Origin of the sequence: Cupriavidus plantarum, assembly GCF_905397285.1 — a bacterium.
Taxonomy (GTDB): domain Bacteria; phylum Pseudomonadota; class Gammaproteobacteria; order Burkholderiales; family Burkholderiaceae; genus Cupriavidus; species Cupriavidus plantarum.
In genome coordinates, this window is sequence record NZ_CAJPUX010000001.1 from 142,124 (window position 1) to 155,863 (window position 13,740).

A 13,740-nucleotide genomic window follows, 5' to 3' on the forward strand; every position below is an offset into this window, starting at 1 on the left:
AATGCGCCTAGAATTCACCGAAAGTCAATTGACTAGTAACCCACGGTGAATACCGCATGCGGCCATGAAGTCCGATCTCGCGTCCGAACTGGAATTCTTCGTGCTGATTGCCCGACGGGGCAGCCTCGCCGCCGCCGCGCGCGATCTGGATCTGACGCCGCCCGCGGCGACCAAGCGGCTCGCGCAGATGGAGGCCCGCCTCGGCGTCCGCCTCGTCAACCGCACCACCCGCAGCGCAAGCCTGACCGCCGAGGGCGAAACCTACCTCACGTATGCCACGCGCATCCTCGCCGAGCTACGCGCGATGGAAGAAGCCGTATCGAGCGGTGGCGTGGCGCCTCGCGGACTGCTGCGCGTCAACGCGACGCTCGGCTTCGGCCGGACCACGATCGCCCCGCTGGTCTCCGAGTTCGCGCGCCGCTTCCCGGAAGTCGAGGTGCAGTTGCAGGTGACGGACCGCCCGATCGATCTGGTCGAGAGCGGCTTCGACCTCGCCATCCGCTTCGGCACGCTGCCCGACAGCAGGCTTGCCGCGCGCCGCATCATGTCGAACCGGCGGTTCCTGTGCGCATCGCCCGGTTACCTCGAGCGGCATGGCATGCCGCGCACGCTAGCGGATCTCGCGCGGCATCGCTGCATCATTCATCGCCAGAACGACGATGCCTATGGCATCTGGCGCTTCACGCATCAGGATCACAGCGAGGCCATCAAGGTCGAGGGCAGTCTGTCCAGTAACGACGGCGACATCGTGCTCGGCTGGGCGCTGGATGGGCACGGCATCCTGATTCGCTCGGAATGGGACCTCGCGAAGTATCTCGAAAGCGGGCGTCTGCGCGTGGTGCTGCCCGAGTTCACGCTGCCCTCGGCGGACCTCTTCGTGTACTACGCGGACCGCCGTAACCAGAGCGCGCGCGCGAGGGCGTTCATCGACTTTCTCGTGGAAGCATTCGCGCGCGGCTGAGGCTTGCATTCCCGCAGCATTTACATGGCGATGTAAAAACGCTGGCCATATGCGATGCGCGGCGAGGGAGCGCGTGCGCGGGACGCATAGCGCGCGCCGGGTCCCAACGGGCAAAGGTTCGCCACAGATTCGCCACGTCTAGCCACGGACATGGCGCACCGCCGATCATTTCTCGCAGGCCAACCTGTTCTGGCGCAGCCAGTCGCCGGTGGAGCAGACGCAGATCGTGGATGCCTACACGTTCGAACTCTCGAAGGTGTCGAGCCCCGAGATCCGCCAGCGTGTGGTGGGCCAGCTCGTGCATATCGCGCCGGAACTCGCGGATCAGGTCGCGGGCAAGCTCGGTATCGACGTGGTGCCGGTCGGCCCCGATGTGCCCATCGACGACTACGGCATCGCATCGTCGCCATCGCTCAGCCTCGATGCGCAGCCCAAGGGCGTGATCAAGGGGCGGCAGATCGCGGTGCTCGTCAATGACGGCGTGCGGGACGACGCCATCGACTCGCTGCGCAAGCTCGCCGATCAGCAGGGCGCGGTGGTGAAGATCATCGGCCCACGCGCGAATGCGGTGACCACGGCGAAGGGCGCGACGCTGCCCATCGATCATGCGCTGTACTCGGTCGGCTCCGTGCTGTTCGACGCGGTGTACGTGCCCGATGGCGACAATCCGCCGACGGTTCCGGACGCCACCGCGCTGCTGTTCGTCAACGAAGCCTACAAGCACTACAAGGCGATCGGCGCGGGCGGCACCGGAGCGCGACTGGTCGCTGCCGCGGCGCGGGCGGCGGGTCTCGACGGCGGCTTCGGCGGCTTCGGCGGCCCCGGCGTGCTGGTGGCGCAGAAGGACGACGCCGCGGGCCACAAGGGGTTTCTCGAGGCGGTCGGGCAGCATCGATGGTGGGATCGCCCGGACGCGCTGCGAGTGCCGGCCTAGGCGCACGGTTTTTCTCGCTTTCCCGCATGGAGAGGGGGACCGGCATGCCGCAGGGCAGACCGGTATCCCTTGCCGCGAGCATGTCATCCCGTGGTGCGGTATCCTTGCCGCCATGCGCCGCCTCGGCGGTCACCGCACTACATTGACAACATGAATGACACAGAAAGCGAGCTGATCGGCTCCGCGCGCCTGCCGACACGGTACGGCGAGTTCACCGCGCATGCCTTCAAGGGCGCGCACACGGGCACCGAGCACCTGGCCCTCACGATCGGAGACATCTCCGGCGAGAACGTGCTGACACGCCTGCATTCCGAATGCCTGACCGGCGACGTCTTCGGTTCGTGCCGCTGCGACTGCGGCGAGCAACTGGACCTTGCGATGCAAAAGATCGCCGAGGAAGGCCGTGGCATCCTGCTGTATCTGCGCGGCCATGAGGGCCGCGGCATCGGCCTGTCGAACAAGATCCGCGCGTATGCGCTGCAGGACGGCGGCCTCGACACGGTCGACGCTAACCTGGCGCTGGGTCAGGCCATCGACTCGCGCACCTATGCTTTTGCGGCCGATCTGCTGCGTCAATGGGGCGTCAAGTCGATTCGCCTGATGAGCAACAATCCCGTCAAGCAGCGCGCCCTCGAGGATGCCGGCATCGTCGTCGCCGAGCAGATGCGTCACATCGTCCCCTCCAATTCCGAGAACGAAAAATACCTCGCCACCAAGCGGTCTCGCATGGGTCACCTGCTGGACTGAGGGTGTAGGTAAAGACCGACAGCGGGTTGCGAGCGCACCCGACAGTTTGCGAACGCTCGCTCTTCTATCTTGAATGCATGCCGCGCCTCGCGATGGACGCAGGGCGCAATTCAACGCAATTCAAGAAAGGAGAGAGCGATGGCTGACAACAACGTATCCGTGCTGAACGATCTGATCGAGGTGTCGCGCGACGGCGAGGAAGGTTTCCGCAAGGCAGCCGAAGACGCGAAGAATCCAGAGCTCAAGACGCTGTTCTCGAGCCGCGCCACCGAATGTGGCGCAGCCGTGCGTGAATTGCAAAGCCAGGTCGCCGCCCTCGGCGGCAAGCCCGAGGACCACGGCAGCGTGGCCGGTGCCCTGCACCGTGGCTGGGTGAGCCTGCGCAGCGCCGTGTCGGACCGCTCGGACCTCGCGATCCTCGAAGAGACGGAGAAGGGCGAGGACGTCGCGAAGAAGAAGTATGGCGACGCGCTGCAGGACGCGGACCTGAGCTTCGACATCCGCGCGCTGATCGAGCGCCAGTACCAGGGCGTGCTGCGCAATCACGACCTGATCCGCGATCTGCGTAATCGTTATCGCGCGAGCGGCGCGTAATTGAAAAAAGGCGTTCTTCGGAACGCCTTTTTTTATCCGCAAACGTGAATCGATACGTGAATCAAAATCAGATGCATTTGCGGGGAAATATCCACGGAAAATGCCGCGTTATGCCCGCAATGCCAATCCCCACTTGATCTTGCGAGATGACCCATTACCATGAAATGGTAATGAAGAGACAAGAGACGGGGATGACCATGAAAGGCGACAAGAAGGCGATTCAGCTGCTGAATACCCAATTGAAGCACGAGCTGACGGCAATCAATCAGTATTTTCTGCATGCGCGCATCTACCGTCATTGGGGACTCAACGCGCTCGGCAAGCACGAGTACGACGAGTCGATCGAGGAGATGAAGCACGCGGATCAGATCATTGAACGCATCCTCATGCTCGACGGTCTGCCCAATCTGCAGGACCTCGACAAGCTGCTGCTGGGCGAGAACACCGAGGAGATGCTCGGCTGCGACCTCAAGCTCGAGCGCGTGTCCCAGACAAACCTCAAGGAGTCGATCAAGTATCTGGAGTCGATCGGCGACTATGTCTCGCGCGATGTCCTGACGCCGATCCTCGACGATACCGAAGACCATATCGAGTGGCTCGAGACGCAGCTCGAACTGATCCGCAAGGTTGGCCTGCAGAACTACCAGCAGTCGGCAATGGGCGAGATCGGCGGGGGTCACTGAGCCGCGCGCGTTCCTGCACGATTCTCCATCTTCGGCTACACTGCGGCCCGCAACACATCGCGCGTCCATGCGGACGCCATCCGGGGCGGGGTGGCAGAGTGGTGATGCGACGGCCTGCAAAGCCGTTTACGACGGTTCGATTCCGTATCCCCGCCTCCATCGCTTCCTTTCTCTGCGTTCTCCTTCTCCTTCTACCTCTCCTTCTCCCCCCTTCGCTTCTTTCTACCCACGTTTTTTCTACGTTTCTGGCGCGGTTCGTGCTCGTTCCCCGTACGAAATCCGCAACGGGATGCACGGCGGGCCACCGTGAACCACAAGTGTGCATTTGCCTCTGGCAAGCTGCGGCCGATTGCGCTACTGTGAGGCCGCGCGCCGCGATTGTCAGCATGTCACCGCTCGCTGGCGCGCGTCTGGATTGGCCGCGCGTCGTGCGTTGTCGTACGACGTGGGATGCAGCATCCATGCTGGGCTTCCATGGTGAATATCGTCCACAGCGTTCAGCGATATCGAGGCTCCCGATGATCAAAGACATGCAGATCCGTGCCGCGCAGGCGGCCGATATCCCTGCCATCGAGGCCGTCCTGGAGCGATGCGGCCTGCCGGCGGGGGATGTGGCGCTGCTCGTGGACCAGTTCCACGTGGCGGTGCTCGAGGCGCGCGTGGTCGGATGCGCGTGTGCCGAACGCTTCGGCGATACCGCGATGATCCGTTCGGTCGCGGTGTTGCACGAATGCCGCGACCAGGGCATCGCGACCCATCTCGTGCGCGCCGCCATGATGCGCGCGCGCGCCAATGGCAGCCGGCGCGCCGTGCTGCTCACATCCAGTTGTCCCGACTACTTCGCGCGCTACGGTTTCTCGCTCGTGCAGGCCTCGCACCTGCCGGCGGAGGTGCGCGACTCCGAAGCTTTCCGAAGGCAGAGCAGCGGCTCGGCGCTGTGCATGTGCGCGCAGCTGGATTGATCGCTGCTCGGGGACGATCGGCTGTGCGGATTCTCTTCGGCAAGATTTGCGGAATCGCTCGATAATCCCGGATCCATCGCTCAGCGATCAGACTCGTCCAGACCAAAGGAGACCAGCATGCCGACCACCGTTCGTGCCGTACGCCTTCATGAATTCGGCGCCCCGCAGGTAATGCGGCTCGAAGCGGTCGAGCTGCCCGATCCGGGCCCCGGCGAAGTGCGCGTCCGGCAGACAGCGATCGGCTTCAATTTCATCGACACGTACCAGCGCCGCGGCATTTATCCGCTGCCCTCGCCGACCGGTCTCGGCCATGAGGCGGCGGGCGTGGTGGAAGCGGTCGGTCCGGGCGTGACCGACATCGCGCCGGGCGTGCGCGTGGCGTACATGAACGCCGGTCTCGGCGCCTATGCGGAAGCGCGCAACGTGCCGGCCGACAAGCTCGTCGCGTTGCCGGACAACGTGTCCGACGAGCAGGCCGCCGCGATCATCTTCAAGGGCATGACCGCGCAATACCTCGTGCGCCATACCTACGCGATCCAACACGGCGACAAGGTGCTCGTGCATGCCGCGGCCGGTGGCGTCGGTCAAATTCTGAGCAGCTGGGCCAAGGCTCTCGGCGCGTTCGTGATCGGCACCGCGGGGTCCCCCGCCAAGTGCGAGATCGCGAAACGCATGGGCTGCGACGTGGCCATCGACTACTCGCAGGACGACTGGGTCGGGCAGGTGCGTGCCGCGAGCGGCGGCACGGGCGTGCGCGTGGTCTACGACGCGGTGGGGAAGTCGACGTTTCTGGGCTCGCTGGATTGCGCGCAGGCGTTCGGCCTGGTCGTGCTGTATGGCGCGGCGTCGGGTCCGGCGCCGGCGATCGAGCCCGAGCTGCTCGCGAAGAAGGGCTGCCTGTTCCTGACGCGGCCCTCGGTGTTTCCGCACAACGCGGACGCGGCGCGCTTCCGCGCCAACGCGAAAGATCTGTTCGATGCGATCGCGGCCGGGCATGTGAAGGTCGAGATCGGCCAGCGCTTTCCGCTTGCGGATGTCGCGCGCGCGCATGAAGCGGCGGAGCGCCGGGAGACGACAGGCGCGATCCTGCTCGTGCCCTGAGCCGCGGGCGCGGTGGTCACCACCCGAGGCGCGCCACCCTCCGTCGCCGGTCACCATCCATGATACGTGGCGCCCTCATCGTGCCCCGCGAAGCGTGCCGCGACAAAATCGACGAACGCGCGCACGCGGGCGGACAGCTTGTCGCCGCCCAGATAGACCGCATGAATGTCCGCGGGCGGCGAGGTCCAGTCCGGCAGCACCTGCCGCAGCCGTCCCGAGCGCAGCAGCGGGGCCACCTCCCATTCCGAGCGCAGCAGCACGCCGTGGCCCTGCAGAGCCCAGCCGACGGCGACTTCGCCATCGTTGGTCGCGGCGGGACCGCGCACCTTTACGGTTTCGTGGTGCCCGCCCGATTCCAGATGCCATGTGCCGTAGGCCGACTCGTTCTCCCGGATCACGAGGCAACGGTGACGTTGCAGCGCACGCGGGGACGCGGGCTCGCCATGGGCGGCCAGATAGGCGGGCGCGGCGCACAGAAGGCGGCGATTCGCCGCGAGCCGCCGCGCGTTGAGACGCGCATCGGGAGGCTCGCCGACGAGAATGCCGACATCGTGGCCGCTCTCGGCCAGGCTCAGCGCGCGGTCGGTAAGCTGGAGCTGGACCTCGACGTCGGGATACGCCACGAGGAAGTCGGCGATGGCCGGCGCGAGGTGCCGCCGCCCGAAGCCGAGGGAGGCATTGACGCGCAGCAGCCCGCGCGGCGCGACGCGGCTGCCGCCGAGCCCCTGTTCCAGTTCTTCGAGTTCGGCCAGGATGCGTCCGCCCTGCGCCAGGTAGGACTCGCCCTCGGGCGTGACCGAGAGCCGCCGCGTGGTCCGCTGGAGCAGTCGGACGCCGAGGCGCGCCTCCAGCGCGGCCAGCCGCTTGCTGGCCGCGGAGGGCGTGATGCCGAGTTGCTGCGCGGCGCCGGCCAGACTGCCGCGTTTGACCAGCAGCACGAAAAACGCGACGTCGGAGAACGGATCCATCGATTCGTGAAACCAGTGACTGAATGAAAGTCGATGTGGGGCATTATATCGGCCACCGTCGTGATTACACTGTCCGCCATCGGCGCAATCCGAGCCGGGGCAAGGAGACGAGATGTTCGAAGGATTCACCGAGCGCAGCTTCGACTGCGGCGACGTCAGGATTCACGCGGTGGTGGGTGGGCAGGGGCCGGCCCTGCTGCTGCTTCACGGCCATCCGCAGACGCACGTGATCTGGCACAAGGTGGCGGGCGAGCTCGCGCGGCACTTCACCGTGGTGGCCACGGACCTGCGCGGGTATGGCGACAGCGACAAACCGGCCGGCCTGCCCGACCACAGCAACTACAGCAAGCGCGCGATGGCGGCCGACCAGCTCGCGGTGATGCGCGCGCTGGGCTTCGAGCGCTTCCGCGTGCTGGCCCACGACCGCGGCGGCCGCGTGGCGCACCGGCTCGCGCTGGACCATCCGCAGGCGGTGGAGAAGCTCGTTACGCTCGATATCGCGCCCACGCTCGCCATGTACGCCCAGACCAATGAAGCATTTGCGCGCGCTTACTATCACTGGTTCTTCCTGATTCGCCCGGCCCCGTTCCCGGAAACGCTCATCGAGGCGGATCCCGCGCTCTATCTGCGGATGACCATGGGCACGCGCAGCGCCGGGCTTGCGCCGTTCACGGATGCCGCCATGGCGGAGTATCTACGCTGCCTGAAGCTGCCCGGCGCCGCGCATGGCCTGTGCGAAGACTATCGCGCGAGCGCCGGCATCGACCTCGAACATGACCGCGAAGACCTCGAAGCGGGCCGCCAGGTCGAGTGCGAGATGCTTGCGCTCTGGGGCGCGGACGGCGCCGTCGGCCAATGCTTCCAGCCGCTCGAGGAGTGGCGCAAGGTTGCGCGGCATGTCACGGGCCACGCACTCCCAAGCGGCCACTACATTGCCGAGCAAATTCCCGAGCGGTTACTGGAGGAAGTGCTTCCTTTCCTCAAGAGGTAATACCAGAAAGGGTTCGGATCTTTCCAGACGGGGACTCCGATGGCGCGCCAGGCGGCGCGCCATCGTGCATTTGTAGCGGTACGAACAAAATTTTTGAAAAGAGAATTTGACCGCTCGCGTGCACGGTTTCTCACACGCTGGCATCATCGTTTCTTTGTGAAGTTCCGCAGGGGTAGGCGCTGAACATACATCCATGAATGAATGTATAATCGCGCGTCTCACGAAGAACCTCACAAGAAGAAATACCGATGACGTACCGTTTTATTGCAGGCTGCCTCGCCGTCTGGCTCTCGATCTGTGTATTCGCGAACTGGGTGGCGGAGCGGCTTTGGGCCTGACGTACCGGATTCTGGGAGGGACCGGGCGCTGACACCATGGGGCCATGGGGACATCCACCCATGCCCCATTCCCCGCGCGCGATGTCTCGCAGAGCCTCGGCATGTCTGGCTTTTTGTCGTCCCCTTTGCCGGGTCCTCTCTTCATCGCCGACGCTCTCTCATGCATTCACAACTACAACAGCGTTCCCTTTGCGCGCCTGCCTCGCGCGCATCGTCCGTTTCCCTCGCCGTCCGCTGCCTCGTGGCCGCCGCGCTTGCCGCGGGCGCCTCGACCGCCGCGCAAGCCGCGCCGTGGTTCACGGATCCGGGTGTCCACGTTGCATACGGCCGAGACACGAGTCACGACGTCAACAAGTACGAGCTCGGCATCAACTTCAACACGCCGCTGCAGTACGGGAATCCCGACAGCTGGCTGTTCCGGGTGCAGGTCGAATTCAATATCGCGCACTGGCAGTCGCGCGGGGGCACCAATCCGCAGAACCTCCAGGAGTTCGGCTTCACCCCGATCCTGCGCGTGGAAAAACGCGGCAGCGCGTTCGTGCCGTTCATCGAAGGCGGCCTGGGCCTGCGCCTGCTGACCCATACGCACACGTCCGACGAACACAACATGAGCAGCGCGTTCCAGTTCGGCGACATGATCGGCGTGGGCGTGGCCTTCGGCAAGAACCAGAACACCGAAGCGGGCTTCCGCTTCCAGCACATCTCCAACGCGGGCATTCGCGAACCGAACCCGGGCGCGAATTTCTACACGGGCTACGTGCGCTACCGCTTCTGATTCAGGCGGTCGCCAGGCTCGACTCGGCGTCCTGCCCCGCGCGGCAGGCGTCGAGGAACGACCACAACTGCGGCGCATCGCTCGTCGCGACATTGAAGCGGATCCACGGCGAGTCGTTGCCGTCGGGCTCGAAGTAGACGCCCGGCGCGAGCCAGATGCCATGCCGCAACGCACGGGCGGCCAGCGCCTGCCCCTGCCCTGCATTTCCCCCATCCTCCCAGCGTGGCCGTGCCCACGCGAACATCCCGCCTTCCGGCCGCAGCAATACCTCCATGCCATGCGCTTCCAGTTTCTCGGTGACGAGATCCTGCTGCGCGCGCAGCCGCTCGCCGAGCGCGGTCACATGGCGCGCGTAATGGCCGCCCGTGAGCACCGAATACACGAGCCGCTCGGTCACCTCCGATGAGGTCAGCCCCACGGCCATCTTCGTCTGCGCGAAGGCCTTGGCGAGATCGGGGCTCGCGGCGAGGTACCCGACGCGCACCGACGGGGCGATCGTCTTCGAGAATCCGTTGACGTAGACCACCTGCGACAGGCCGTCCATCGCGGCCAGCATCGGAGAGCCGGCAGGCGCGAGTTCGCGATAGATGTCGTCCTCGACCACGAGCAACCGGTGGGCTTCGGCCAGTTGCAGCACGCGGTAGGCAGTCATGCTCGTCAGCGTGGCGCCCGTGGGGTTCTGCAGCACCGTGTTGACGAAGAGCGCGCGTGGCGACTGCGTGCGGATGGCGTCCTCGAGCGCATCCGTATCGAGGCCCGCGGCGGTGCGCGGCACGCCGACCACCCGCAGGCCCGCGAGCTTCAGGATCTGGAGGAGATTGCAGTAGCAGGGCGCCTCCACGAGCACCGTGTCGCCGGGCCGCAGCAGCGTGCGCACGACAAGGTCGAGCGCCTGCGTCGCGCCCTGCGTAAGCACCACCTGCTGCGACTGCACGGGCATGCCGTACTGGCTCAGATGCGTGGCGATGTGCTCGCGCAGCGGCGCGAAGCCATACGGATGGCCATAGCCCGAGACCTGTCCGGCCGGCACGCGCGATGCGGTGCGCATGGCCTGATGCAGGCCTTCCTCGTTGAGCCAGTCGCCGGGCAGCCATCCCGCGCCGGCCTTGATCGGCACCGAATGATCGGCGAACACGTCCGCGAGCAGCCAGGCCGCATTGAGTTCGGGCGCCTGCCACTGCGGCGTGCGCGCCTGCCCGGCGGGCGTGTGCCGATGCGCGACCGTATAGCCCGATCCCGGCCGCGCGCTCAAATAACCTAGCGCGGTCAGCCGCGCGTAGGCTTCCGCCACCGTGAACGTGCTCACCTGGTGCTGCTGCGCGAGCCGCCGGACCGATGGCACGGCCGCGCCCGCGCGCAGCGCACGGCTGTCGATCAGCGCGACGATGCCGGCGACGATCTGGTCGGTCAGCGTGTCGGTGCCGCGGCGGCTGCGGGCGAGGTGAATGGCGAGATGCGGGGCGAGACTCGGAGCGGGCATGGGCGGGACGGTATCCGGCGCGAAGACCTGCACAGTTTAGCTGGACTCGCGCCCCTGTGGGGAGACGCTTGCGATGGTGCGCCGCAGCGCGAGTGGTGCCCAGATTGGCGCATGCAGGCGCGATTACGGGCGCGATTACGTGCCACGGGAGCGTGCATCCGCACCAGCGCCGGGCGGACATGACGACATCGGACCTGTACAGTTCAGGGCGCCGAAACGATACGGTGAGCGCGCGATCTGGCAACCGTATATTCTGTGGTCCGCCACGCGCCGGTAGAGTGACTGCACTGAATCGCCCCCCGAACCGACACCGACATCTGGAGAACCCTATGGACGCCGCCAAGACCGTGATCCCCGACCTCGAATCGCTGTGGATGCCGTTTACCGCCAATCGGCAGTACAAGGCCGCCCCGCGCCTGCTGGCCTCGGCGAGCGGCATGTACTACACGACCCATGACGGCCGCCAGGTGCTCGACGGTTGCGCGGGCCTGTGGTGCGTCGCCGCCGGCCACGGCCGCAAGGAGATCGTGGAAGCGATCGCGCAGCAGGCCGCCACGCTGGACTATGCGCCGCCGTTCCAGATGGGGCATCCGCTCGAGTTCGAGGCCGCGACCAAGGTGGCCAGCCTGATGCCGCAGGGTCTCGACCGCATCTTCTTCACGAACTCCGGTTCCGAGTCCGTCGATACCGCGCTGAAGATCGCGCTGGCGTATCACCGCGCGCGTGGCGAAGGCCAGCGTGTGAAGATCATCGGCCGCGAGCGCGGCTATCACGGCGTGGGCTTCGGCGGCATGGGCGTCGGCGGCATCGGTCCGAACCGCAAGATCTGGTCGGCCAACGTCATGCCTAACACCGACCATCTGCCCGCCACGCTGAACATCGCCGAGGCAGGGTATTCGAAGGGCCAGCCGCAATGGGGCGCGCACCTCGCCGAGGACCTCGAACGCATCCTCGCGCTGCACGATCCGTCGAACGTCGCGGCCGTGATCGTGGAGCCGGTGGCCGGCTCCACGGGCGTCGTGATTCCGCCGGTCGGCTATCTCGAGAAGCTCCGCGAGATCACCAGCAAGCACGGCATCCTGCTGATTTTCGATGAAGTGATCACGGCATTCGGCCGCCTCGGTGCCGCCACGGCCGCCGAGCGCCTGAAGGTCACGCCGGACCTGATCACGATGGCCAAGGCCATCAACAACGCCGCGGTGCCGATGGGCGCGGTGGCGGTCCGCCGCGAGGTGCACGACGCCGTCGTCAACGGCGCGGGCCCGGGCGCGATCGAGTTGCCGCACGGTTACACGTATTCGGGCCACCCGCTGGCCTGCGCGGCCGCCATCGCGGCTATCGACTTGTACAAGCGCGACAAGCTGTTCGAGCGCGCGGCGGAACTCGCGCCGAAGTTCGAGAGCGCGGTGCATGGCCTGCGTGGCGCGCCGTACGTGAAGGACATCCGCAACCTGGGCCTGATGGCCGGCGTGGAACTCGAATCGCGTCCGGGCGCGCCCGGCGCGCGCGGCTACGAAGCGTTCGTCAAATGCTTCGAGCGCGGCGTGCTCATCCGCTACACGGGCGACATCCTCGCGTTCTCGCCGCCGCTGATCATCTCGGAGGCCGAGATCGACCAGCTGTTCGATACCGTGCGCGCCGCGCTGCAGGACGTGAAGTAATCCGGAAACCGAGGGGACATTGCAGTGAACATCGCAGAAAACAAGCAGATCACCGAGATCCATCACTACATTGGCGGCGCCATCCGGAAGGCCGGTAGCGACCGGTTCGGCGACGTGTTCAACCCCGCCACCGGCGAGGTCGCGGCACGCGTCGCGCTCGGCACGGCATCCGATGTGGATGCCGCCGTGGCGGCGGCCACGGCCGCCGCGCCCGCGTGGGCGGAAACGCCGCCGCTGCGCCGCGCGCGCATCCTGTTCAAGTTCAAGGAACTGCTCGACAAGCACCACGACGACCTCGCGGCGCTGATCACGCGCGAGCACGGCAAGGTGTTCTCCGACGCGAAGGGCGAAGTCACGCGCGGCATCGAGGTGGTGGAATTCGCTTGCGGTATTCCCAATCTGCTGAAGACCGACTTCACCGACAACATCGGCGGCGGCATCGACAACTGGAACCTGCGCCAGCCGCTTGGCGTGGTGGCCGGCATCACGCCGTTCAACTTCCCGGTGATGGTGCCGATGTGGATGTTCCCGGTCGCGCTGGCCTGCGGCAACACGTTCGTGCTCAAGCCGAGCGAACGCGATCCGTCGCCGAGCCTGCTGATCGCGGACCTGCTCAAGCAGGCGGGTTTGCCCGATGGCGTGTTCAATGTCGTGCAGGGCGACAAGCAGGCCGTCGACGCGCTGCTCGCGCATCCGGACGTGCAGGCGCTGTCGTTCGTCGGCTCGACGCCGATCGCCGAGTACATCTATACGGAAGGCACGAAGCATGGCAAGCGCGTGCAGGCCCTTGGCGGCGCGAAGAACCACCTCGTGGTGATGCCCGATGCGGACCTCGATCAGGCCGTCGACGCGCTGATCGGCGCGGCCTACGGGTCGGCCGGCGAACGCTGCATGGCGATCTCGGTCGCGGTGGCGGTGGGCGATGTCGCCGACAAGCTCGTACCGCGTCTGGCCGAGCGTGCCAAAGCGCTCAAGATACGCAACGGCATGGAGTCCGACGCCGAAATGGGTCCGCTCGTGACGGGCGCGCACAAGGCAAAGGTAGAAGGCTATATTGCCAAGGGCGTGGAAGAGGGCGCGACGCTCGTGACCGACGGCCGCGGCCACAAGGTCGATGGCCACGCCAACGGCTTCTTCGTCGGCGGCACGCTGTTCGACCACGTCAAGCCGGACATGACGATCTACAAGGAAGAGATCTTCGGGCCCGTGCTGTCGGTGGTGCGCGTGCATGACTTTGCCGAGGCCGTGTCGCTCGTCAACGCGCACGAGTTCGGCAATGGCGTGTCTTGCTACACCAGCGACGGCGGCATCGCCCGCGCGTTCGCGCGCCAGATCCAGGTGGGCATGGTCGGCATCAACGTGCCGATTCCCGTGCCGATGGCGTGGCACTCGTTCGGGGGCTGGAAGCGCTCGCTGTTCGGCGATCACCACGCCTACGGCGAGGAAGGCGTCCGCTTCTACACGCGCTACAAGAGCGTGATGCAGCGCTGGCCGGACAGCATCGCCAAGGGTGCGGAGTTCACGATGCCGGTGGCGAAGTAAAGT

General features: G+C 66.1%; 13 protein-coding genes, 1 tRNA gene and 1 pseudogene. 13 read left to right on the plus strand and 2 right to left on the minus strand.

Features of this window, described 5'->3' with window-relative positions:
* Positions 1 to 64: 64 nt before the first annotated feature.
* The 9 genes and pseudogenes from KHP16_RS00680 (at position 65) to KHP16_RS00715 (ending at position 5,982) form a co-directional block, all read left to right on the plus strand.
* Positions 65 to 961 carry a LysR family transcriptional regulator gene (locus KHP16_RS00680; protein ID WP_109582288.1) on the plus strand — a complete coding sequence of 299 codons (897 nt, stop codon included), beginning with the start codon at positions 65 to 67 and terminating at the stop codon, positions 959 to 961.
* Between the two features lie 172 nt (positions 962 to 1,133).
* A pseudogene (locus KHP16_RS28495) lies at positions 1,134 to 1,289 on the plus strand (catalase-related domain-containing protein); the annotation flags it as partial.
* A 45-nt stretch (positions 1,290 to 1,334) separates the two neighbouring features.
* Positions 1,335 to 1,895, plus strand: a complete 561-nt coding sequence (locus KHP16_RS00685) for a DJ-1/PfpI family protein (protein ID WP_342344354.1) — start codon at positions 1,335 to 1,337, stop codon at positions 1,893 to 1,895.
* A 150-nt stretch (positions 1,896 to 2,045) separates the two neighbouring features.
* Entirely contained in the window at positions 2,046 to 2,642 is a 597-nt protein-coding gene (gene ribA, locus KHP16_RS00690) for a GTP cyclohydrolase II (protein WP_109582286.1), read from the plus strand.
* A gap of 138 nt (positions 2,643 to 2,780) precedes the next feature.
* Positions 2,781 to 3,236, plus strand: a complete 456-nt coding sequence (locus KHP16_RS00695) for a PA2169 family four-helix-bundle protein (RefSeq protein ID WP_109582285.1) — start codon at positions 2,781 to 2,783, stop codon at positions 3,234 to 3,236.
* Between the two features lie 197 nt (positions 3,237 to 3,433).
* The gene (gene bfr, locus KHP16_RS00700; RefSeq protein ID WP_211959956.1) at positions 3,434 to 3,919 is read left to right on the plus strand and encodes a bacterioferritin; all 486 of its coding nucleotides are present in this window, start codon (positions 3,434 to 3,436) and stop codon (positions 3,917 to 3,919) included.
* 84 nt (positions 3,920 to 4,003) lie between these two features.
* Positions 4,004 to 4,078, plus strand: a tRNA-Cys gene (locus KHP16_RS00705).
* 359 nt (positions 4,079 to 4,437) lie between these two features.
* Entirely contained in the window at positions 4,438 to 4,881 is a 444-nt protein-coding gene (locus KHP16_RS00710) for a GNAT family N-acetyltransferase (RefSeq protein ID WP_109582284.1), read from the plus strand.
* 117 nt (positions 4,882 to 4,998) lie between these two features.
* Positions 4,999 to 5,982 carry a quinone oxidoreductase family protein gene (locus tag KHP16_RS00715; protein WP_211959429.1) on the plus strand — a complete coding sequence of 328 codons (984 nt, stop codon included), beginning with the start codon at positions 4,999 to 5,001 and terminating at the stop codon, positions 5,980 to 5,982.
* Positions 5,983 to 6,032: 50 nt separating this feature from the next.
* Here the strand turns inward: KHP16_RS00715 and KHP16_RS00720 are convergent, their stop codons facing one another.
* Positions 6,033 to 6,950 (minus strand): LysR family transcriptional regulator, encoded by a 918-nt coding sequence (locus KHP16_RS00720; protein WP_211959430.1) that lies wholly within the window; start codon positions 6,948 to 6,950, stop codon positions 6,033 to 6,035.
* A gap of 112 nt (positions 6,951 to 7,062) precedes the next feature.
* On the opposite strand from KHP16_RS00720, the gene KHP16_RS00725 reads away from it, so the two are divergent.
* Together KHP16_RS00725 and KHP16_RS00730 are read left to right on the plus strand one after the other, a co-directional pair.
* Positions 7,063 to 7,941, plus strand: a complete 879-nt coding sequence (locus KHP16_RS00725; protein ID WP_109582281.1) for an alpha/beta fold hydrolase — start codon at positions 7,063 to 7,065, stop codon at positions 7,939 to 7,941.
* Positions 7,942 to 8,439: 498 nt separating this feature from the next.
* Positions 8,440 to 9,054, plus strand: coding sequence for an acyloxyacyl hydrolase (locus tag KHP16_RS00730; protein ID WP_115953877.1), 615 nt, complete (start codon positions 8,440 to 8,442; stop codon positions 9,052 to 9,054).
* A 1-nt stretch (position 9,055) separates the two neighbouring features.
* On the opposite strand, the gene KHP16_RS00735 is transcribed toward KHP16_RS00730, so the two are convergent.
* Complete coding sequence (locus KHP16_RS00735) at positions 9,056 to 10,534, minus strand: aminotransferase-like domain-containing protein (protein WP_211959431.1); 1,479 nt, start codon at positions 10,532 to 10,534, stop codon at positions 9,056 to 9,058.
* Between the two features lie 329 nt (positions 10,535 to 10,863).
* Here KHP16_RS00735 and aptA point away from each other — a divergent pair, with 329 nt between their 5' ends.
* Positions 10,864 to 12,195, plus strand: a complete 1,332-nt coding sequence (aptA, locus tag KHP16_RS00740) for an omega-aminotransferase AptA (RefSeq protein WP_109582278.1) — start codon at positions 10,864 to 10,866, stop codon at positions 12,193 to 12,195.
* 24 nt (positions 12,196 to 12,219) lie between these two features.
* Complete coding sequence (locus KHP16_RS00745) at positions 12,220 to 13,737, plus strand: CoA-acylating methylmalonate-semialdehyde dehydrogenase (RefSeq protein WP_115953875.1); 1,518 nt, start codon at positions 12,220 to 12,222, stop codon at positions 13,735 to 13,737.
* Positions 13,738 to 13,740: the final 3 nt, after the last annotated feature.

Excerpts from the sequence above, each read along its gene's own strand:
- bfr (WP_211959956.1), top strand. The coding sequence starts at position 3,434 with ATGAAAGGCGACAAGAAGGCGATTCAGCTGCTGAATACCCAATTGAAG.
- KHP16_RS00720 (WP_211959430.1), bottom strand. The coding sequence starts at position 6,950 with ATGGATCCGTTCTCCGACGTCGCGTTTTTCGTGCTGCTGGTCAAACGC.
- KHP16_RS00730 (WP_115953877.1), top strand. The coding sequence starts at position 8,440 with ATGCATTCACAACTACAACAGCGTTCCCTTTGCGCGCCTGCCTCGCGC.
- KHP16_RS00710 (WP_109582284.1), top strand. The coding sequence starts at position 4,438 with ATGATCAAAGACATGCAGATCCGTGCCGCGCAGGCGGCCGATATCCCT.
- KHP16_RS00695 (WP_109582285.1), top strand. The coding sequence starts at position 2,781 with ATGGCTGACAACAACGTATCCGTGCTGAACGATCTGATCGAGGTGTCG.
- KHP16_RS00715 (WP_211959429.1), top strand. The coding sequence starts at position 4,999 with ATGCCGACCACCGTTCGTGCCGTACGCCTTCATGAATTCGGCGCCCCG.
- ribA (WP_109582286.1), top strand. The coding sequence starts at position 2,046 with ATGAATGACACAGAAAGCGAGCTGATCGGCTCCGCGCGCCTGCCGACA.
- aptA (WP_109582278.1), top strand. The coding sequence starts at position 10,864 with ATGGACGCCGCCAAGACCGTGATCCCCGACCTCGAATCGCTGTGGATG.
- KHP16_RS00725 (WP_109582281.1), top strand. The coding sequence starts at position 7,063 with ATGTTCGAAGGATTCACCGAGCGCAGCTTCGACTGCGGCGACGTCAGG.
- KHP16_RS00680 (WP_109582288.1), top strand. The coding sequence starts at position 65 with ATGAAGTCCGATCTCGCGTCCGAACTGGAATTCTTCGTGCTGATTGCC.
- KHP16_RS00735 (WP_211959431.1), bottom strand. The coding sequence starts at position 10,534 with ATGCCCGCTCCGAGTCTCGCCCCGCATCTCGCCATTCACCTCGCCCGC.